General features: G+C 62.5%; 15 protein-coding genes and 3 pseudogenes. 14 read left to right on the top strand and 4 right to left on the bottom strand.

The window, feature by feature from the left end:
* From C4N04_RS07380 to C4N04_RS32095, 7 genes and pseudogenes are all read left to right on the top strand, one after another.
* Nucleotides 1-1,041, top strand: a complete 1,041-nt coding sequence (locus C4N04_RS07380; RefSeq protein ID WP_106795712.1) for an NAD(P)-dependent alcohol dehydrogenase — start codon at nt 1-3, stop codon at nt 1,039-1,041.
* A gap of 97 nt (nt 1,042-1,138) precedes the next feature.
* Nucleotides 1,139-1,255, top strand: a pseudogene (locus tag C4N04_RS07375) (SDR family oxidoreductase); the annotation flags it as partial.
* 46 nt (nt 1,256-1,301) lie between these two features.
* Nucleotides 1,302-2,372, top strand: a complete 1,071-nt coding sequence (gene ugpC, locus C4N04_RS07370) for a sn-glycerol-3-phosphate ABC transporter ATP-binding protein UgpC (RefSeq protein ID WP_106795711.1) — start codon at nt 1,302-1,304, stop codon at nt 2,370-2,372.
* A 25-nt stretch (nt 2,373-2,397) separates the two neighbouring features.
* Nucleotides 2,398-3,126: an SDR family oxidoreductase gene (locus C4N04_RS07365; protein WP_106795710.1), complete on the top strand. Its 729-nt coding sequence runs from the start codon at nt 2,398-2,400 to the stop codon at nt 3,124-3,126.
* Between the two features lie 22 nt (nt 3,127-3,148).
* On the top strand, nt 3,149-3,877 hold the full coding sequence (locus C4N04_RS07360; RefSeq protein WP_096762947.1) for an SDR family oxidoreductase: 729 nt from the start codon (nt 3,149-3,151) through the stop codon (nt 3,875-3,877).
* Between the two features lie 74 nt (nt 3,878-3,951).
* Nucleotides 3,952-4,338: pseudogene (locus C4N04_RS07355) on the top strand (adenylate/guanylate cyclase domain-containing protein); the annotation flags it as partial.
* Between the two features lie 26 nt (nt 4,339-4,364).
* Nucleotides 4,365-4,528: pseudogene (locus C4N04_RS32095) on the top strand (ABC transporter ATP-binding protein); the annotation flags it as partial.
* Nucleotides 4,529-4,600: 72 nt separating this feature from the next.
* On the opposite strand, the gene ssuD reads toward C4N04_RS32095, so the two are convergent.
* Genes ssuD through C4N04_RS07330 form a run of 4 tightly spaced genes read right to left on the bottom strand, consistent with a single transcriptional unit; the run spans nt 4,601 to nt 9,809 of the window.
* Nucleotides 4,601-5,770: an FMNH2-dependent alkanesulfonate monooxygenase gene (gene ssuD, locus C4N04_RS07345; protein ID WP_086156561.1), complete on the bottom strand. Its 1,170-nt coding sequence runs from the start codon at nt 5,768-5,770 to the stop codon at nt 4,601-4,603.
* A gap of 60 nt (nt 5,771-5,830) precedes the next feature.
* Nucleotides 5,831-7,093 (bottom strand): SfnB family sulfur acquisition oxidoreductase, encoded by a 1,263-nt coding sequence (locus C4N04_RS07340; RefSeq protein WP_077989740.1) that lies wholly within the window; start codon nt 7,091-7,093, stop codon nt 5,831-5,833.
* A gap of 6 nt (nt 7,094-7,099) precedes the next feature.
* The gene (locus C4N04_RS07335; RefSeq protein ID WP_077989741.1) at nt 7,100-8,368 is read right to left on the bottom strand and encodes an SfnB family sulfur acquisition oxidoreductase; all 1,269 of its coding nucleotides are present in this window, start codon (nt 8,366-8,368) and stop codon (nt 7,100-7,102) included.
* A 31-nt stretch (nt 8,369-8,399) separates the two neighbouring features.
* The gene (locus tag C4N04_RS07330; protein WP_077989742.1) at nt 8,400-9,809 is read right to left on the bottom strand and encodes an LLM class flavin-dependent oxidoreductase; all 1,410 of its coding nucleotides are present in this window, start codon (nt 9,807-9,809) and stop codon (nt 8,400-8,402) included.
* Nucleotides 9,810-10,195: 386 nt separating this feature from the next.
* On the opposite strand from C4N04_RS07330, the gene C4N04_RS07325 reads away from it, so the two are divergent.
* The 7 genes from C4N04_RS07325 (at nt 10,196) to C4N04_RS07295 (ending at nt 20,151) form a co-directional block, all read left to right on the top strand.
* Nucleotides 10,196-11,536 carry a sugar ABC transporter substrate-binding protein gene (locus C4N04_RS07325; protein ID WP_106795860.1) on the top strand — a complete coding sequence of 447 codons (1,341 nt, stop codon included), beginning with the start codon at nt 10,196-10,198 and terminating at the stop codon, nt 11,534-11,536.
* A gap of 116 nt (nt 11,537-11,652) precedes the next feature.
* Nucleotides 11,653-12,594, top strand: a complete 942-nt coding sequence (locus C4N04_RS07320) for a sugar ABC transporter permease (RefSeq protein ID WP_179363832.1) — start codon at nt 11,653-11,655, stop codon at nt 12,592-12,594.
* A complete protein-coding gene (locus C4N04_RS07315; RefSeq protein WP_096762910.1) occupies nt 12,591-13,406 on the top strand; it encodes a carbohydrate ABC transporter permease in 816 nt (271 codons plus the stop codon). Before C4N04_RS07320 ends, C4N04_RS07315 begins: the two co-directional genes overlap by 4 nt.
* A 61-nt stretch (nt 13,407-13,467) precedes the next feature.
* A complete protein-coding gene (locus C4N04_RS07310; RefSeq protein ID WP_077989785.1) occupies nt 13,468-13,815 on the top strand; it encodes a metalloregulator ArsR/SmtB family transcription factor in 348 nt (115 codons plus the stop codon).
* Complete coding sequence (locus tag C4N04_RS07305) at nt 13,808-14,311, top strand: SRPBCC family protein (RefSeq protein WP_106795709.1); 504 nt, start codon at nt 13,808-13,810, stop codon at nt 14,309-14,311. Before C4N04_RS07310 ends, C4N04_RS07305 begins: the two co-directional genes overlap by 8 nt.
* Before the next feature lie 125 nt (nt 14,312-14,436).
* Nucleotides 14,437-17,046, top strand: a complete 2,610-nt coding sequence (locus C4N04_RS07300; RefSeq protein WP_077989745.1) for an AMP-binding protein — start codon at nt 14,437-14,439, stop codon at nt 17,044-17,046.
* A 108-nt stretch (nt 17,047-17,154) separates the two neighbouring features.
* Nucleotides 17,155-20,151, top strand: coding sequence for an AAA family ATPase (locus tag C4N04_RS07295; protein WP_106795708.1), 2,997 nt, complete (start codon nt 17,155-17,157; stop codon nt 20,149-20,151).
* Nucleotides 20,152-20,155 lie beyond the last annotated feature (4 nt).

Below are 20,155 nucleotides of genomic sequence, written 5' to 3'. Positions count from 1 at the left end.
ATGAGATCACTCGTCCTCGAACGAAAAGACGAACTGCGCATTCGCGACCTGGACCCGAAGGAGGCGCTCGGTCCCACCGACGTGCGCATTGCCATCAAGACCGTTGGCGTCTGCGGATCGGACGTTCACTATTACACGCACGGCGCGATCGGCCCTTTCGTCGTGCGCGAGCCGATGATCCTCGGCCACGAAGCCGCCGGCATCATCGAAGAGGTCGGCAGCGCGGTCCAGAACCTGAAAGTGGGCGACCGCGTTTGCATGGAGCCCGGCATTCCCGACCCTCAAAGTCGCGCGTCGCGGCTGGGTCTCTACAACCTCGATCCCGCGGTGCGCTTCTGGGCGACGCCGCCGGTGCATGGCGTGCTGAGACCGAGCGTGGTCCACCCGGCGGCCTTCACCTTCAAGCTTCCTGACAATGTTTCCTACGCCGCTGGCGCCATGGTCGAGCCGCTGGCCGTAGGCTTTCACGCAGTCTCCAAGGCGAGGCTGACGCCCGGGGCGATCGCGCTGGTCACGGGTGCCGGGCCGATCGGCATGGTCACAGCGATCGCGGCGCTGTCGGCTGGCTGCGCTAGAGTTATCGTGACCGACGTTGTCGACGAAAAGCTTGCCGTGGCGCGCAGGCTCGGCCCTGCCATCATGACCGTCAACGTGCGCTCACAGGACCTGAAGAGTGTCATAGCCCGCGAAACCGACGGCTGGGGCGTCGATGTCGTCTTCGAATGTTCCGGCGCGTCCGAAGTGATCGCAGACACGGCGCACCATGGTTGCCCCGGCGGCGCGATCGTCCTTGTCGGCATGCCCGTGAAGCCGGTCCCGCTCGATGTCGTCATCGCCCAGACCAAGGAACTGCGCATCGAACACGTGTTCCGCTACGCCCATGTCTACCCGCGCATCGTCGCGCTCTTGGGATCGAACCAGATCAATGTCGATGCGCTGATCACCGATACCTACGCCTTCGAGGATTCTGTCGAAGCGTTCGATTACGCCGTGCGACCGAAGCCGTCCTCCGTGAAGATCCAGATCGAGCTTGGGAAGTAGCATGTCCCTGCGGAAGTTGGATCTCAGTGAAAGAGTGGCGGTCGTCACCGGCCAGGGGCGCAACATCGGCTATGCCTGCGCTGATGCCCTGTCGGAAGCGGGCATGGGCGAAGTCGAGGAAATTGCCTCTGTCGTCCTGTTCCTTGCCTCCGATGCCGCCAGCCTGATGACCGGCAGCATCGTCGTTGCCGATGCAGGATACACCTCGTGGTGATCTGCCCGCGGACCCGCCCCGACCACAACTGACTAAGGATTGACACATGGCGACGATCGAGCTCGACAAGGTCGACAAGCATTACGGCTCCTACCACGCACTGCGCGACATCTCGTTCGATATAGCCGACGGTGAGTTCGTCGTACTGGTCGGTCCCTCCGGTTGCGGCAAATCCACGCTGCTGCGGTCGCTTGCCGGCCTTGAGGAGATCACCGGCGGCATGATCAAGCTTGGCGGAAATCGCGTCGACAACATCGCCGCCAAGGATCGGGACGTGGCGATGGTGTTCCAGAACTACGCGCTCTATCCGCACATGACCGTTCGGGAGAACATGGCCTTCGCACTGAAATTGCGCGGCGAAAATCTTGCGGATCGCAACGCCAAGGTCGACAAGGCTGCCGAGATGTTGCGGCTTACGCCCTATCTCGACCGATATCCGAAGGCGCTCTCCGGAGGCCAGCGGCAGCGTGTCGCCATGGGGCGCGCGATGGTTCGCAGCCCAAAGGCGTTCTTTTTCGACGAGCCGCTGTCGAACCTGGACGCCGCGTTGCGGGTGGATATGCGTTCGGAGATCAAAGCTCTTCACCAGCGCCTCGGCGCGACTTCCGTCTATGTCACGCATGACCAGATTGAAGCCATGACAATGGCGGACCGCATTGTCGTGCTTCGCGACGGCAAGGTGGAGCAGATCGGTGCGCCACTGGAGCTTTACGACAGGCCGGCAAATACCTTTGTCGCCGGTTTCATCGGATCGCCGGCGATGAACATGCTGCCGGCCACAATCGATCTCTCTTTAAACTCAGCGCGGCTCGCCGATGGGTCGGCTCTTGCCCTTCCACAAGGCACGCGGGCAAGCAACGGCCAGGAGGTGATATACGGGGTCCGTCCTGACCAGTGGATATTGTCGAACGGCGATGCGGGCGTACCGGCGACTGTCGAGTTGATCGAGCCGACGGGGGCCGAAATTCTGCTGGCAGTCCAATTGGCGGGCAAGCGGGTCTTGTGCGCCTTTCGCGAGCGCCACGCGCTGAAGCCGGGCGACAGGATACTTCTCGACGTCGATCCCGCCGCGGCTCATGTGTTCGACAAGCAAACCGAGCAAAGACTCCCGTTCTGAGCAACAGGCATCGGAAGGATCAACCATGTCGGACTTTACAGGAAAAACGGTAATCATCACCGGTGCTGGCAAGGGCATCGGTCGCGCCTGCGTTGAACTGCTCGCCCACCGTGGCGCACGAATTGTAGCCCTGTCGCGTACCCAGGCCGATCTGGATGATCTTGCGTCAAAGTTCGGCGCGACGGTGATATCAGTCGATCTCGCCGACAATGCAGCAGCACGCGCCGCCATGAAGAAGGCGGGACTGGCAGACGCGCTGATCAATTGCGCGGGAACCAATGTGCTTGAAAGCGTCATCGACATGACCGAGGAGGGCTATGAGCAGGTCCTCGGCATCAACCTGCGGGCCGCGCTGATTTGTGCGCAGGAGTTCGCGCGAGCTCGCATTGCCAACGGAGGCGGCGGCACGATCGTGAATGTCACCTCGATCGCCGGACATCGGGGTTTCGTGGATCACATGGCTTACGCCGCTTCGAAGGCGGGACTGGAAGGCGCGACACGTGTCATGGCCAGGGAACTCGGCGCCTATGGAATCCGGGTCAATGCAGTGGCGCCTACGGTGACCATGACGGAGCTTGCCGCCAAGGCGTGGTCCGAGCCTTCCAAACGTGACCCGATGATTGTTCGCCACCCAATGGCGCGTTTTGCAGCGGTCGACGATGTCGCACGCTCGATCGCACTGCTTATGTCAGAGGACGCCCCGATGATCACCGGCGCAGTCCTGCCAGTCGATGGCGGCTTCCTTGCTGTCTGAAAATCAAAAGCGAGACAAGATGATGACTAAACCACTCGAAGGAAAGATCGCTGCGGTAACCGGCGCAGCTTCCGGTATCGGCCTGGCGACGACCCGTGCCCTTATCGATGCCGGCGCCAAGGTCGTGATGGTCGACTACAACAGACAGGCGCTGGAAACCTATGCTGCCGAGTTCGGCGACGCCGTCGTCATGCAGGTCACCGATCTTCTGGACGCCGCAAGTTGTGCGGCCATGGTGCCGGAAATCCTGGCAAAAGTCGATCATCTCGACATCCTGCACTGCAATGCAGGGTCCTACATCGGCGGGGATCTTATTGATACCGATACCGCGGCAATCGATCGGATGCTGAACCTCAACGTGAACGCCGTCATGAAGAACGTCCGCGACATCGCTCCGCATATGATCGAGCGCGGGACCGGGGACATTTTGGTCACTTGCTCGGTCGCCGGCCATGCGCCAATCCAGTGGGAGCCGGTCTATTCCAGCTCCAAATGGGCGATTACCAGTTTCGTCCAGATCATGCGCCGGCAGCTGAAAAACCACGGCATCAGGGTCAGCCAGGTGTCGCCCGGCCCGGTTGTTTCCGCTCTGCTTGCCGATTGGCCCGCGGAAAACCTGGAGAAGGCAAAAGCCAATGGGAGTTTGATCGAGCCCTCAGAGGTCTCCGATGCCATCATCTTCATGCTGACCCGCCCGCGCAATGTCACGATCCGGGACATGATTGTCTTGCCGACAAATTTCGACGTGTAGGGAAGGAATACCAAGTCGTTGCCGGCGTGCCGCAGGACCGTCGCATCGAGTTCCGGATCGGTATCCATCTGGGCCAACCCGCGGCGGCAGCATCGCCGAAGCTGTCGATCGCCGTGCTGCCCTTCGTCAATATGAGCGGCGATGCCGAACAGGACTATTACGCCGACGGCATCTCGGAAGACATCGGCGCTGTCGAAGCTGTCGCAGCTCTTCGTCATCGCCCGCAATTCGTCGTTCATTTTCAAGCGCAAGAACGTCCATGTTCAGGAGGTCGGCACCAAGCTCGGCGGCGGCATGTGCTTGAGGGCAGCGTGCGCAAATCGGGGAACAGGCTCCGCATCACCGCGCAGCTCATCGACGCGACCACCGGCGGCCATCTCTGGGCGGAGCGGTTCGATCGCGACCTGACCGACATATTCGCGGTTCAGGACGATGTCACCCAGCAGATCGTCGACGCGCTGCGGTCAACTGACAGAGGGCTCACGCAGATCTCGCGACGGCCTATTACGTCACCGACAATATCGTCATCATGCGCAAGAGCGAAATCGTCGAGCGCGGCTAGGCGCGGACGGTGCTGGATAGTCCGCAGCGTCCGTATTCGCGGGCGCTGAGGATGCGGTGCTGGCGGCGGATTTCGGCGTGGCGGTGTAGGGCGCCGTGGAACATGCAGCGTAGCGCCGCCGCCCCCAGTCCTTTGAGACTGGAGGCGTTCGTTGTAATTCCTCAGGAGGCGGATGCGATCTTCACGTTCCCGCCATGTCCGCCTCCCCCAAAGACCCGGCGTTCGCCGAAAGAGGAGCGGATCTGCCCGTGGGGGCCCGGCAGGCCGATTTCGGGGAAGAGCAACTCGGAAACCCGGTAGGCTTCTTCCAGATGCGGATAGCCGGAGGCGATGACGGTATCAATCCCGAGCTCCTGATATTCCCTCAGTCGTTCCGCGATCGTCTTCGGAGATCCGACCAGCGCGGTTCCCGCGCCCGTGCGGACGAGACCAATCCCTGCCCAGAGATTGGGAGAGACTTCGAGCTTGTCGCGGCGCCCCTGATGCAGGGCGACCATGCGCGCCTGGCCGACCGAATCCGAGCTCTTCGCGAACACCTCCTGCGCTGCGGCAATCGTTTCGTCGGAAAGCTTGGAAATCAGCCGGTCGGCCGCGGCCCAGGCCTCCTCATCGGTCTCGCGAACGATGAAGTGGAGACGGATGCCGAAGGTGACGTGCTTGCCCTGCGCCGCGGCGGCCTTCCGGACCTTGGCAATCTTCTCTGCCACTTGCGCCGGCGGTTCGCCCCAGGTCAGGTACTTGTCGGTGATGCCGCCGGAAAACGCGATCGCAGCGTCGGACGATCCGCCGAAATAGAGCGGAGGGCGCGGTTCCTGTACGGGCGGCAGGCCAAGTCTCGCATCGATGGCCTTGATATACTTGCCGTCGAGGTTGGCCTTACCGGTCTCGACCAGCGAGTTGAACACCTGGAAGAACTCGCCGGCATGATCGTAGCGCTCGTCATGCGGCAGGAAAATGCCGTCACCGGCGAGCTCCTGGGCACTGCCGCCGACGACGATATTGATCAGCAGGCGGCCGTTGGAAACGCGGTCGAGCGTCGCGGCGAGGCGCGCATAATAGGCCGGCGATGCCGTGCCCGGCCGAATGGCCACCAGGAATTTCAGTCGCTCGGTATGGGCGGCGAGATCCGCGGCTAGAATGAAGGATTCCTCGCACGCCGCCCCCGTCGGGATAAGCACGCCGGAATATCCCAGCCGGTCGGCGGCCTTCGCGATCTCGCGAAAATAGCCGGGATCGGCCGGGCGGCTGAGATCGTCCGACCCCAGATACGCACCGTCACCGGACGAGGGGATGAACCATAGAAAGTCGAGAGGCTTGTCGATTGCCATTATTCCATTCCTGTCGAAACGCGGGAGCCGTCGCAGATAGTCGCGAGGTTGTGAATTCCGAAATCAGAGGGCGCCATGCCGCGGGGGCAGGATGCCGTTCAGATAGAAGTTTCCGATATGGTGGTATTTCCAGCGCACCGGATCATGCAGCGAATGCGTCCGGGCATTGCGCCAGAAGCGGTCGAGCCCATAGCTTTCGAGCGTCGAACGCGCGCCACCGAACTCGATAAGCTTGGTGGCGGCAAGCTGGGCCACTTCCGTCCCGAGCGCCTTGACCTCCGCGACAGCGATGGATGCCTCGGCTACGTTCGACGCCGTCGGTTCTGTGGTGGCGCGGTCGACGATCCGGCCGGCCCTTGCGAGCAGCGCATCGGCCGCATGCACTCTGATCGCCACATCGCCGACGCCGTGTATGGTGTGCGGATCCTCATAACCGTGCTCGATCGTCAGTTCAAAAAATGGCCGCGCATGGGCACGAACATAGGAAATCGTTTCCGCGAGCGCCCCGCGCGCGATGCCGACCTGCATGGCGGCATGGATGATCTGCGCGAAAGGACCCATCGGCGTCGGCTCTTCGAAGCTTCCATCATGGTCGACGATCTGGAACGGCGTCACCTCGACGTCATCGAAGGTCACGGTCCCGCTGCCCGTCGAACGCTGGCCGAAGGACGACCAGTCGTCGACGAAGTCGAGCCCCGGCGTCGCCCGGTCGATGAAGACCAAATGGACACGGCCGTTCGGTCCCTTCGCCACGGCGACGACGATATGGGCGAAGAGTGAGCCGGTCGCATAAAACTTCTGACCGTTCAGATAGAGCTTCCCGTCGCGCTCGGCGAAATGCGTCTTGAAGTCGACCGGGGTCTTCGTGCCGATCTCCGTGAAGGCGTTGCCAAGACGGTCACCTTCCAGCACGCGCCGGAAATAGTGCTGCTTCTGCTCCTCGCCGCCGGCCAGTCGCAGCGCCTCCACCATGTAGAAATGGTTTTGCGGGATCTGCCCGATCGATGAATCCGCAGCCGAGATGATGGCTGTGACCTCGGCCAGCGTCACCGCCGAGACGCCGGCGCCGCCATATTCTTTCGGGATGCTGATCGCCCAGAGACCGCTCTGCGAGAAGCGGTCGATCTCGGCGAGCGGAAGGCGTCGTTCGCGGTCCCGCTGGGCGGCACCGACCGCGAATTCCAGCGCAAGGTCCTTGGCGATCCGGATGGCCTCGGCATCATCCCGGACGACATGGGCCAAGCTCCGACGCGCGGCAATGTGCGGCGCAGGACGGCCGGCGGTGAGCGCGGCCTCCCGGTGCAGCTTGCGATCATTCGTGCTCATCTGGGCTCAGTTCCAGGCGTGACGCGGCGGATGGACGCCGTTCAGATAATAATTGCCGACATGGTAGTACTTCCAGCGCACGGGATCATGCAGCGTATGGACGCGTGCATTGCGCCAGTGGCGATCGAGCCCGTGCTCGGCGAGGGTCGAGCGCGTTCCTGCAAGTTCGAACAGCTTGTTCGTCGACAGGATCGCAATCTCCGTCGTCAGAACCTTGGATTCGCCTGTCTTGATCGTCGCTTCCGAGACCGCCTCCAGCGTCGGATTGGCGCGCGCGACGTCGATGGCGTGACCGGCGATCTCGAGCAACGCTTCGGCCGCATGCAGCTTGATCTTCAGGTCGCCGATCTGGGCGATGGTGAAGAGGTCTTCGCCGGCCGTCGCCTTGCCGCTGTCGATCCAGGGGCGGCTATATCTACTGACGAACTCGATCGTATCGTCGATCGTGCCCCGGGCGATGCCGACATCGATCGCCGACTGGATGATCTGCGAGACGGGGCCGCCGACCGTCGGATGGTCGAAAGAGGTGACCTTCAGCGCCCGCGCCTTCGGCACGCGCACGTTTTCGATCTTGACCGAACCCGACGCGGTGGTGCGCTGGCCGAAGCTCGACCAGTTGTTGGTGACGGTGAGACCCGGGGCATCGCGGTCGGCAAAGACGAGATAGCCCTGGCCGGTCTCATCGACACCGACGATCGGCACGATATGGGCAAGGAGCGCGCCAGTCGTATAAAATTTCTCTCCGTCGACGACCACGTCGTCGCCGTCATGAACGACCTTGGTCTCGAAATCGGCGACGGTCTTGCTCTTCAGTTCGGAAAAAGCGTTGCCGTATCGGATCCCTTCGAGCGCCCAGCCGAAGAACAGTTTCTTCTGCTCTTCCGTGCCGTCGAGATCGACGGTCGCGACGATCGCCAGATGGTTCTGGGTGATCTGCGCGATGGCCGGATCGGCTGCAGCGATGATGGCGATCACCTTGGCGAGCGTGGCATAGGAGACTTCCGGACCACCATAGGCTTTCGGCACGTTGATGCTCCAGAGACCGCTCTGCGAATAGGCGTCGAGCTCGGCGACCGGCAGCAGCCCCTCACGGTCACGCAGGGCCGCCCCGACCTTGAAGCTCGCGGCCAGCGTCTCGGCGATCTGGATCGCCTCCTCGTCGCTCCCGATCACATGCGCCGGCGTAACCGGGCGCGGACGGGGCGTGAAGGGATCGGTGGAATTGACGCGCGGGTGGACGCTGTAATCGATCGTGGTGTCGGTGATGCTTCCCATGGGAAAACCTCGTCGGGTTGAACTGGAATTTTCAGCTGGCATTGGCCAGCGTAATTGCCTGGTTGCGTTTGAAAGCTTCGATGTCGCGGTAACGGTCGGCCGGATGCGCCTTGGGCAGATAAGGCCCTTCGCCGAACAGCTTCTCCCGCAGCGTGCCGGCGCGATAACCGGTCGGATAGACGCCGCGCTTCTGCAGTTCCGGCACCAGATAGCCGACGATATCCTCGAAACTCTCGGGTGTTACGGCATAGGCAAGGTTGAAGCCGTCAACGTCGGTCTCCTCGACCCAGGCCTGGAGCTCGTCGGCGACGGTGGAGGGCGATCCCACGACCACCGGCCCCATGCCGCCGACACCGCCCCATTCGGCCAGCTCCCTGATCGTCCAGCGCTTGTTCGGATCGCCTTCCGAAAGGCTCTCGATCGCCGAATGGATAGCGTTGGTCTCGACCTTGCGCACGAGATCATCCGGTGCGTAGCGGGAAAAGTCGACGCCGGTCCAGCCGGACATGAAGACCAGCGAGCCGTCATAGGAAACGTAATCGAGATAGTCGCGGAATTTGGCGCGCGCCTTCTCGTCGGTCTCGTCCACGATGACCGTCATCAGATTGTAGATGCGGAACTTCGACGCATCGCGCCCGACGGCCGCCGCCCGCAGCCGGACATCGAGCACATAGTTCTTCAGGATCGTTCTGGTCTGCGCCGCGACGAAGACGCATTCCGCATGCTCCGCCGCGAATTGCTTGCCCGGCCCGGAAGCGCCGGCCTGGTAGAGCACCGGGGTGCGCTGCGGCGACGGCTCGGTCAGGGCGTAGCCCGGCACTTCGAAGAAGCGGCCCTTGTGGCCGATCTCGTGCACTTTCGAGGGATCGGTGAAGATGCGTTTCTCGCGGTCGCGTAGCACGGCACCGTCTTCCCAGGATCCCTCAAGGAGCTTGTAGATGACCTCCAGATATTCGCTCGCCACTTCGTAGCGGTTGTCATGCGCACGCAATCCGCCTTGCCCGATGTTCTTGGCGCCGCTCTCCAGATAGGAGGTCACGATATTCCAGCCGACGCGCCCCTTTGTCAGGTGGTCGGCGGTGGCAAGACGCCGTGCGAAGGGATAGGGGTGCTCAAACGAGATCGAGGCGGTGATGCCGATGCCGAGGTGTTCGGTGGCGAGCGCAATCGGGGCCGCGAGCTGGATCGGATCATTGACCGGAATCTGCGCCGCCTGGTGGATGGCGTGGTAATTGTTGCCCTTGTAAACATCGTAGTAGCCGATCACGTCGGCGACGAAGATGCCGTCGAAGACCCCGCTTTCGAGCGTCCTGGCAAGATCTTGCCAGTAGTCCAGATCCTTGTATTTCCAGGATTTGTCGCGGGGATGCGCCCAAAGGCCGGGCGACTGGTGGCCAACGCAGTTCATGTCGAAGGCGTTGAAATGTATCTGCTTGGTCATTCCTCGGTCCCATCCGGATTTCAGGCGTGGTTCCTGAAGCATCCCGATACGGCATCCATTTGACAGTTATTATATGTTTTTTATGGACTATTTCGTGGAAATTTTTTCTGACTTTGTTGATGGGCGGCTCTGGGCCTCGGTTATCACGCCTGACCGGCCTTATCCGACCGCGTCCGATCATGCCTTTCCGCTCGACCCGATTTCTTAAGTGAGACGTCGACGAACTTGGAAATAAATTCTATAAATTTTGTGTACTTTAAATTCCTGTTGGTTAACGGCAGGAGTTATCTGTCGAATGATCTCAACACGGCCGGCGCAGCTGCCACACGGAATATTGCTCCGTGGTCATTCCTGCGGCCGGCGCCGTCGCAACCGAGGATCAATTCATGTCCAACCCCATCATCGACCAAGCCTATCGCCGCCGCACGGTCTTGAAGACCATGCTGGCATCAGGAGCGCTCCCTCTTCTCTCATCGGGCGTCTTCTCCTCCGCCCTGGCCGCGGACAATCGGTTCGCCGGCCGCACCCTCAATCTCCTGATCATTCAGCCGCATGTCGTCACGGGCAAGAAGATCGCCGAGGATTTCGAAAAGCTGACGGGTGCGAAGGTCAACGTGACCGCCGTTCCCTACGACCAGGTCAGTGTCAAGGCGACCCTCGACTTTCAGTCCGGGGCCGGAGAATTCGACGTCATCGACTATTTCTATACCTACAAGGGCCAGCTCGCCGAGGACGGCGTGATCGAGGACGTGACCGACCTGATCGAGAAAGACAAGGCGGAAATCCAGCCTGACGACTTCATCCAGACGATCTATGACCAGTACACGCTGCATGACGGCCGTCGCTATGGCCTGCCTTATGATGGCGACAGCCACCTTCTGTTCTACAACAAGGAACTGTTCGATCGTTACGGTCTCAAGCCGCCAACGACCTGGGACGAATACACCGAAAACGCCAAGGTCATCACCGAGGCGGAATCCAGGAACGGGATCTACGGTGCTGCGGTCCTCGGCGCGAAGATCCCTGTCATCATCCTGTCGACCTATGCCAACCGCCTCACCGGTTTCGGCGGCAACTTCCTGAAGGCAGACGGCACCTCGGCCCTCGACAGCACCGAAGCCGTGGAAGCGCTGAAGTCGCTGCTCGCATCCGCACCGCATTCATTGCCGACGCCGCTCGAGACGCGCTTCGAGGAAGGTCTGCCCGCCTTCCTCAGCGGCAGGGCCGCCCAGATCGACTTCTGGACCGACCTCGGCGGTTATGCCCAGGATCCCAAGGGCTCGAAGATCGTGGACAAGTGGGGCGTCACCCGTATTCCCGTCGGCGGAGCCAACAAGACGCCGCGTCTTGCCTTCAACGCCGGCTTCGGCTTCGCAATCACCAGCGGCTCGAAGAACAAGGACGTCGCCTGGGAACTGATCAAGCTCGCGACCAGCAGGGACTACCACGAACAGCTGCTCACGCTGACCGGCTCCGGCATCGATCCCGACCGTCACTCCAGCCTCAACTCGGAGAAGTTCAAGGCCTTTCAGCCGCTCGTCCAGCCGCTGCTGGCAGACGGTGCACTGGAAAACAGCCTCGCCTGGCCGACCGCCGTCTATGCCCCAAAGCTGGAAAACGCGCTGACCGATGAACTCGCGCTGGCCCTTGCCGGGACCAAGAGTGCCGAACAGGCGATCGCCGATGCCCATAAGGCCTGGACGAACATCATTGAAGCCAATGGCTGATTATTGAGCCCCGGCCCACTTGGCCGACGTGGACTATGGGACCCGAAGGCGTGCCTCGCGGCAGAGCGGGGCACGCCTTTCGAGAGAAGAACAATGAAGACCACAGGCGCGATGACATGACTGCGATCGATTTTCCCCTCGCTCGACGACGGGCCGCCTCAGCGACGGCCGATCACGGCATTTCGGCACACCGGCTCGTCCGCTGGCTGTGGATCTCTCCGATCCTGCTCGGGCTCGCCGCGACCCTGGTCTACCCCACACTCTTCCTGGTGGCCCTTGCGCTCAGCAAGAGCACGCTCGGCAAACCCTTCCGCAGCTTTGTCGGATTGCAGCATGTGCGGGAGGTCCTCCAGGATCCGCTGTTTGTGACCTCTGTGACTAAGAGCATCGCCTATGCTTTCGTCACGGCGAGCATCCAACTGGTTGTCGGCTTCCTGATCGCCTTGCTCTTCACCCGGCTCCTGAAGGCCGGACGGTTCCTGGTAAGCCTGATCCTGCTGCCGCTGATGACGCCGCCGGTGATGGTCGGAGTCGCATGGAAGTTGATCCTCGCGCCGGCCGGAGGGCTCCTGAACGGTCTCCTCCTGAACTTTGGCATTGTCGACGCACCCGTGAGCTTCCTCGGCGATCCGGTCTTTGCCTGGTTCGCCATCGCGGTCGCCGATGTCTGGCAATGGACGCCCTTCGTCGTCATCCTCAGCTTCGCCGCCCTTTCGACCATTCCCGAAGGCGTCCACGAGGCTTCGATCATCGATGGAGCGTCACCTCTGCAACGCTTCTGGCACATCACGCTTCCGCTCGTGGCGGCGCCGCTCTCCTCGATCTATCTCCTGAAGCTCATCCTCTCCTTCAAGGTCTTCGACCTCGTCTATGTCCTGACGTTCGGCGGTCCGGGCTTTGCCACCACGACGACCGGCTTCTCCATCTATCGCCGCGCATTGGAACAGTTCGATGTCGCCCGCGCCGCTGCCGAGACCCTGATCTACAGTCTGGTGATTGGCGCAGTGCTCTGGCCGGTCATCCGCATCCACCAGCATCTCGAGAGGAAAGACGCATGAAGATCAGGCGTTCCGATATCCCGCTCATTGCCGCGATCGCACCGATCTTCGTCTTCTTCACCCTGCCGATCGCCTATCTCGTGTCGGTGTCCTTCAAGACCAAGGACGACGTGCTGAGCGGCCGTTTCCTGCCGACGAGCCCGACGCTCGACAATTGGCCGGCCGCTTTCGAGGCCGCCCATCTCTCAGGGTTCATCGCCAACTCCGTTGCCGTCTCGCTGCTCGCCGGTGCCATGACTTTGCTGCTTACCCTGCCGGCCGCCTACGCCGTGCTGCGGCTCGGCATCGGCGGCAAGTGGCTGGGTGATCTCACTCTGTCGAGCTACATGGCGCCGCCGATCGTGGCTCTCATTCCGCTGTTCTATCTTCTCAAGGCAACCGGGCTCCTCAACACCCATGCCGGCCTGGTGACGCTCTACGGCTTTGCCAATATCCCCGTCGCCTTCTGGCTTCTCACGCCGTTTATCCGGCGCATGCCGCTGGAGATCGAACAGGCGGCGGCACTCGACGGAGCCGGCCCTCTTCGGATCCTCGTCCATATCGTCGTACCGATCATTGTACCGGGCATCGTGGCGACGCTGATCATCGTCTCGGTCCTCGCCTATAACGAGTTCCTGTTTGCCTCCGCCTTCACCTTTTCCGATGAGACGCGCACGCTTCCTGTCGGCATCTCGCTTTTCCAGGGGGATCGGCTGGTCAATTTCGGCCAAATGGCAGCCGCCTCGCTCGCCGGCATCGCACCGGTCTATCTGGTGGCGCTCTTCCTGCAGCGCTATCTCGTGGCAGGGCTGGCCCATGGCGGCCTCAAATGATCACCGCAGACGGCTCGAAACGCTTGCGTTTCCCGCGCGAACAGGATACATACTGAACCAGATGGTTCAGTATGTAAGTCCTCCCCTCGATCTCTCGTTTGCGGCGCTGTCCGATGCGACCCGCCGCGGGATCATCGATCAGCTTGGGCGGGGGGACGCGTCGATCACCAGTCTCGCGGACACGTTCCAGATGACGCTGACCGGCATGAAGAAGCACGTCCAGGTTCTCGAGCGGGCGGGGCTCGTCGTCACGCAGAAGGTCGGGCGGGTGAGAACCTGCAAGCTCGGGAAACGCGGCCTCAAGGCGGAGGCCGAGTGGATCGAGGCGCATCGCAAGCTCTTCGAGGCCCGCTTCGAAGCATTGGACGAAATCATCAGCGAGATGCAACAGGAGGGAAGCGATGACTGAGCAGGTTAACGGTGCAGGTGGCGCGCAGTACCGCACATCGGTCGAGCGCAGAGGGGATCGCGAACTCCTGGTAACCAGGACATTCGATGCGCCGCCGGGCACGGTTTACAGGGCGTGGAGCCAGCCCGAGCTGTTCCAGCGCTGGTGGGTGCCGAAATCGGTGCCCGGCATTTCGCTCGTATCGTGCGAGATGGACGTCCGCACCGGCGGCAAATATCGGCTGGAATTCGGCGCCGGCGGTTCGGACACCATGGCCTTCTATGGCAAGTATCTCGAGGTGGTGCCGAACCAGCGCATCGTCTGGACCAACGACGAAGGTGAAGAGGGCGCGATCACGACGGTGACCTTCGAGGACCAGAGCGGGAGGACACTCCTGACCTTCCACGAAGTCTATCCGTCCAAGGAGGCGCTTGAGGAAGCGCTGCAGGGCTCGGCGGTCGCATTGCCGGAGCAATTGGAGCAGCTCGACGAATTGCTTGCCAGCATAGGCAAGTAGCGCCGGTCGGGAATCCGCCTCGGGGAGCCAAAAGGCCCCATGGGCTATGTAGCCGTAAATTACTTGACTGCGATTATCAGGGATTATACGCGCTTCGGCCAGTTTCTGCCATTCGAAGCGCGAGCATGACCCCCGCCGACCTGTTTCCTGAAATCGCTCGCGCCGATCAGCGCCCGGCCCTTATCTTCGCCGACGGACGGACGCTCTCCTACGGCGACGTCAATGCCCGGACGCTGCGTTTTGCCGAGCGGCTGGGACGCGGGGATAAGCGGCTTGTGGCGATTTCGGCTGACGTTTCGGAACATGTGATCGTCGCCTATCTCGGCGCGCTGCGCGCCGGCCATGCAGTGGCGATGCTGCCGCCCTGCGATGACAGGCTGTGGCAAGAGTTTCTGGCTGCCTTTCGGCCTGATTTCACCTACCGCCCCGCCGGCGGCCGCTGGCGGCTCGTCCGGGAAAGCCGGCCCGGGCAACGCGACGCGCCGCTGCATCCGGATCTCGCATTGCTGCTGATGACCTCAGGCAGTTCCGGGCTCGCGAAAGCCGTGCGTCTTTCCTATGCCAATCTTGACGCCAATGCGCGCGCGATTGCCGGTTATCTCGAACTCTCCCCTGCCGACAGAACCGCGCTCGTCCTGCCGCTTCACTATTCCTACGGCCTCTCCGTCCTCCATTCCCACCTCGTTGCCGGCGGCAGCATCTTCATTCCAGGCGTCTCCGTGGTGAGCGAGGATTTTGCAAGACTGCTCGACGAAAGCGGCTGCACCAATCTTTCGGGCGTGCCCTATTCCTATGAGCTGATGGAAAGGACGCGCTTCCGAAGCCACGAGCTGAAGGCGCTGCGCTTCATGACAGTGGCCGGCGGGCGGCTGGCGCCCGAACTTATCCGCCTCTACCGCGACCATATGCGCGCAAACGGCGGCCGCTTCTTCGTCATGTACGGCCAGACCGAGGCGGCCGCCCGCATCGCCTTCGTGCCGCCGGAAAGCCTGGCCGACAATGAGGAGCGGATCGGCATCGCCATTCCCGGCGGCAGCCTCAGCCTCGTCGGCGATGACGGGCATCCGCTCGACCGACCTGACGTTGCCGGAGAGCTCGTCTATGCCGGCCCGAACGTGATGATGGGCTACGGCGCCGAGCGCGCCGATCTTCAGCGCGGCGCCGAGGTCGCGGCATTGAAGACCGGCGATATCGCCATGCGCGACGAGGACGGTTTCTTCCGGATTGTTGGCCGCAAGAGCCGTTTCGCCAAGGTCGCCGGGCTCCGGATCGGCTTCGACATCATGGAACAGGTTCTGGCCGAGGAGGGAATCGCGACTGCCGTTGTCGGTGACGATCACGGTCTGCAGGCCTATGTGACAGATGCCGCTTCCGCCGATCGGGCGCTCGGAATGCTCGTCGAGGCGAGCCATCTTCCGGCGAGCCTGGTCGCCGTCAGTGTGCGACGAGAGCTCCCGAGGCTTGCCTCCGGCAAGATCGACTATGCCGGCCTCCACGAGGAGATGCTGGCGACGCGCGAGACGAGACGAGCCGCGGCGGTCAGCGTGCTCGATGCCTATATCAGGGTCTTCTACCCCCACAATGTGAGCCGCAGCGACAGCTTCGTCTCGCTCGGCGGCGATTCCCTCCGCTTCCTGCAATTGACGATGGAACTCGACAGGCTTGGCATCGAGCTGCCGGAAGGCTGGGAGCAGACGGCCATCGCCGAGCTCGATATCGGCCCGCAGGTTGCACGGACTGACATCGCAGAGGTCAGGGCGCTGCCGACCGATTTGGTGCTGAGGGCGATCGCCATCCTGCTCGTCGTCACCCATCACGAAATGCTCTGGCCCATCCCCGGCGGATCGGGCGTGATGCTGCTCCTCGTCGGCTTCAGCCTGGCACGTTTCCAGTCGGGCCATTTCCTCGCCGGCAATTTTCGCCAGGCGCTGCGGCCGGCAATCAATGTTCTCTTTCCCTATTTTCTCATCGTTGCCGCCTATGGGCTCGCCTGGCGTACTGTTCCCTGGGCCTCGGTTACGCTGACCGGCAATTTCGGCTATGCCGAGCCGGAGCGCCACGAGATGCTTCCCTATCTCTACTGGTTCATCGAAGCCTATGCGCAGACGCTTCTGGTCTTCTCACTGATTTTCGCCGTGCCTGCGGTACGAAGGCTGGCGCGATCGCAACCCTTCGTCTTCTCGCTCGCCCTCCTGGCGCTGGCGGTCACAGCGCGGTTTTCGCTGCCGCTCCTCTTCGATGTCGGCAGGCGGCAGATTTTCACCATCTACTGGGGCCTGCATCTCGGCATGTTCGGCTGGTGCGCGGGCCTGGCCGGCAAGAAGACGCAACGGATCATCCTGACGGCGGTTGCCGCCGCCGTGCTCGGTTATCTCGCCTTCTGGGAAACGCTCTGGATCGGAACGACGGTCAAATATCTGACGATCTTCGCTGCATTTCTCGCCCTTCTCTACCTGCCGCGCATTCACTTGCCCGTGCGGCTGGGGCGTCTCGTGAGCCTGAGCGCCGTCTCGGCCTTTCCCACCTACCTGCTGCACCGTTTCGTGCCGGAACTGCTGATGCCGCAGACAGCGGCCGTGCTGCCGGTTCCCCTCTTTCATCTGCTGGCAATATCAGGTGGCCTGGCGCTCGGCGTCGTCGCCAACAAAATCGCGGCCGACCTTCGCAATCTGCTTGGCGGGATAGCAATGGCCCGCGGAACAGGCGGACGTACTGTCATGGCGGAGACTGCCTGAACCGCAAGCGAATAGCAGAATATATTAGCATCACCGCACGAAAAGCTTGCATGCAGGCATTAAATCGGATGTCCTGAACACGGCTTCAGTGGTGTTGGGCGCCCCGCTATGAAAACCCTCGACGCACGAATTCGGTTTACAGGTGAGCGGCGACAGGTCACGGCCCTATTCTATGACATTGTCGGTTCGACGGAGCTTTTGCTGCGCAGCGAACCGGAGAAATTCTTCCGATCGGTTTCGGCGTTACATCAGAGCGCCGAAACGATCATCCGGAAACACGGCGGATTTCTTCATCAGCGGCTCGGCGATGGCGGATGCTGCTTCTTCGGCTATCCCGAGCAATCCGAAGATGCCGCCGAAAGCGCGGTGCGGGCCTCGCTGGAGCTGCTGCGCATCGCGGCGGCCGGGGCCAAGGGCAAGGCGCGCACGCCCTTCCGGCTGAGGATCGGCGTTGCCACCGGCCTTGTCGTCTTCTCGACAGAAGGTGACGAGATCGTCGGCGCGGCGCCGGTTCTGGCGGCGCGCCTGCAAGCCGAGGCCGAGCCCAATTCAGTGCTTGTCGCCGATTCCACCGTTCAGCTGACACGGCACAAATTTGATTACGCCCTGTTGCGGGAGGCGAGGCTGAAAGGCTTTGTCGAGCCGATCGGGCTCTGGCGCCCGCAGGAGCGTGATCCTGCGGCCGGGGAACCGGCGCCATCTGCGGAGCCGGACCGGCCTATTCGCGGCAGGGAAAGAGAGCTTGCCGCTCTTGCGAGCGCCTGGAATTCGGCGCTCCAGAACAAGGGCAGCCTGATCGCCGTCGTCGGCGAGGCGGGTATCGGCAAATCCCGGCTGGTCGGCGAATTCGCGCGAAATCTGCAGGCAACCCAGCATGAGGCCGTGGTCTTTCAGTGCGGCAGGCGGCTGGAGAGCCAGCCGCTGCATCCGTTCGTTTCGTTTCTCGAGCGGCTCGTCGGCGACGCTTCGGTTCTGAAGGATGGCAACATCAGCGCCTTCATGCGGGCGCTTCAGGCATCCGGCCGAGAGGTGGACGCAGCCGCGGTCGAGACGATCCTTGCATTCACCGCCGACCAATCTGCGGCGCCGTCGCGCAATATTCGTGTCTCCGATCTGGCCGGGCGCGCCTTCCGGCGCAAGGTCATCGAAGCGGCCGCCGGCGTGCTGACATGCAAAGCGCCCGACGTTCCGACGCTGCTCATTTTCGAGGATGTGCACTGGGCCGACGACATGACGCTGGAGCTGATCGACCGGCTGGGGGCGCTGGCGGTCGGGCTGCCGCTGCTCATCGTGCAGACATCGCGGATCAGACGATCCCTCGCGCTCGCAACCGAGATCGAGCTGTCGGGCCTGACCGCTGCTGCTGTTCGCGATCTCGTCGCCTCGATCTGGCGCGAGCATCCCCCGCCCGGCCTGTCGGATTTTGTTCTCGATCAATGCGATGGCATGCCGCTTTACGCCGAAGAGCTGACCAATTTCCTGCGTGAACGGCAGCCGCTCGGCAAGTCGCTGTCCGAGTGGAAAGGGCTGCTGCGGGAAGGCGGCGTCTCCTCGCTCAATGATCTGCTGTCCGCCCGACTGGCAGCGACCGGTTCGGCGCGGCGGGCGGCGCAATTTGCCAGCGTCATCGGCCGCGAATTCAGCATTTCGCTGCTAACCTACCTTCTCGAGGGCGTGAGCCGCCAGAAGGTCGAGACCGACATCGAGCGGCTTCTCGCTCAGGGCATCATCGAGCCCTCTTCCGTCACGCATGGCTCCTTTCAATTCCGGCACGTGCTGGCGCAGGAGGCGGCCTATGGCAGCCTATTGAGGAGCGACCGGCGTCGCATCCACAGGCGGATCGCCGATCGCCTGATCGGCGAGGCGAAGCCGAGCCTGCCGTCAGCGATCGCCGCCTGGCAATGTGCCGAGGCGGGCCTGCATGATGCAGCCGCCCGATTTGCCCTGGCGGCGGCGGAAGCCTGCGTGCTTCGCTCCGCCATGCGCGAGGCAAATGTCTCGCTGGAGCTCTGCGGGCGGGAGATCGACAGCCTGCCGCGGCGCCATCCCGACCGCACCGAGCTCGCCTTGAGCCTGTTCGAACTGCGAGGCGTCGTGGCGGCAGCCCTCGAGGGCGAGGGTTCGCAGAGCGCCCGCCGGGTCTATTCCCGCGCCATGCAGCTCCTGAAGAAACAGCCGCCGGCCGTTCGGATGAAACACTTCCCGGTCTATTGGGGATGGTGGTTCACGGCGCCGAATATTCTGACGCAGCAGTCGCGCGCGCGGGTTGTCGTCGGCGACATGCAGGCGGTCGAGGATCGGGAGACGAGGCTGCAGTCCTATCATTGCGGCTGGGCGACGAGCTTCCATGCCGGCGAGCACGCCTTCTGTCTCGATTGTGTCGCCAAGGGCCTCGATCTTTACGAGGCCGACAGCGCGGTGCGCAATCGCGCTTTCTTCGGCGGACATGACGCAAAGGTCTGCGGGCTGGGCGAGAGCGCCCTCTCCTACCTGCTGCTCAACGAAACCGGCGCCAGCGAGGATGCGATCCGAGAATGCCTGGAATGGGGGACGGCGACCGATCACGCCGGGAGCATGGTGCATGCGCTCTACTACGCCATGGTGCTTGCCCGCTGCCAGAGCCGATATGCCGAGGTCCACGCGCTGGGCGAACAGATGCTGTCGCTCGCCGAGCGGCACGGGCTGGCGGCAAGCCAGGCGCGAGCCAATATGTATTGCGGCTGGGCTGAGCTGATGAGCTCACCGGCGGGACGCGGCGAGGCGCGCTTCGAGGCCGGTCTGCTGCTGCAGCAGCAATTGGGCACCGACGATAATTTTTCCATGCACAGCGACATGCATGCGCAGGTGCTGCAGCGGCTCGGCAAGCCTGCCGAAGCGCTGGCAATCGTCCAGAATGCCATCAATGTCGGGCGCAGCAGCGGCCAGTGGTTCTGGCTCGGCGAACTCTATCGCCTCAGCGCCAAACTGAAGGGCGATCTCAACGGTGCGCCGTCATCAATCAGAAGAGACCTCACGCGCGCGATCCAGATTGCCGAGGGACAAAAGGCCGCCTGGCTGGCCGAAAGGGCAAAGAGCAGCCTGGATGGACTGCTTGGCTCGAGATAGAGGG

It is taken from the genome of Rhizobium sp. H4, from assembly GCF_003013335.1.
Classification (GTDB): domain Bacteria; phylum Pseudomonadota; class Alphaproteobacteria; order Rhizobiales; family Rhizobiaceae; genus Rhizobium; species Rhizobium sophoriradicis.
This window is presented reverse-complemented; position numbering and strand designations above follow the sequence as displayed.

Coding starts and splice junctions, on each gene's coding strand:
- C4N04_RS07380 (WP_106795712.1), top strand. CDS start 1: ATGAGATCACTCGTCCTCGAACGAAAAGACGAACTGCGCATTCGCGAC.
- ugpC (WP_106795711.1), top strand. CDS start 1,302: ATGGCGACGATCGAGCTCGACAAGGTCGACAAGCATTACGGCTCCTAC.
- C4N04_RS07365 (WP_106795710.1), top strand. CDS start 2,398: ATGTCGGACTTTACAGGAAAAACGGTAATCATCACCGGTGCTGGCAAG.
- C4N04_RS07360 (WP_096762947.1), top strand. CDS start 3,149: ATGACTAAACCACTCGAAGGAAAGATCGCTGCGGTAACCGGCGCAGCT.
- C4N04_RS07340 (WP_077989740.1), bottom strand. CDS start 7,093: ATGAGCACGAATGATCGCAAGCTGCACCGGGAGGCCGCGCTCACCGCC.
- C4N04_RS07335 (WP_077989741.1), bottom strand. CDS start 8,368: ATGGGAAGCATCACCGACACCACGATCGATTACAGCGTCCACCCGCGC.
- C4N04_RS07330 (WP_077989742.1), bottom strand. CDS start 9,809: ATGACCAAGCAGATACATTTCAACGCCTTCGACATGAACTGCGTTGGC.
- C4N04_RS07325 (WP_106795860.1), top strand. CDS start 10,196: ATGTCCAACCCCATCATCGACCAAGCCTATCGCCGCCGCACGGTCTTG.
- C4N04_RS07320 (WP_179363832.1), top strand. CDS start 11,653: ATGACTGCGATCGATTTTCCCCTCGCTCGACGACGGGCCGCCTCAGCG.
- C4N04_RS07315 (WP_096762910.1), top strand. CDS start 12,591: ATGAAGATCAGGCGTTCCGATATCCCGCTCATTGCCGCGATCGCACCG.
- C4N04_RS07310 (WP_077989785.1), top strand. CDS start 13,468: ATGGTTCAGTATGTAAGTCCTCCCCTCGATCTCTCGTTTGCGGCGCTG.
- C4N04_RS07305 (WP_106795709.1), top strand. CDS start 13,808: ATGACTGAGCAGGTTAACGGTGCAGGTGGCGCGCAGTACCGCACATCG.
- C4N04_RS07300 (WP_077989745.1), top strand. CDS start 14,437: ATGACCCCCGCCGACCTGTTTCCTGAAATCGCTCGCGCCGATCAGCGC.
- C4N04_RS07295 (WP_106795708.1), top strand. CDS start 17,155: ATGAAAACCCTCGACGCACGAATTCGGTTTACAGGTGAGCGGCGACAG.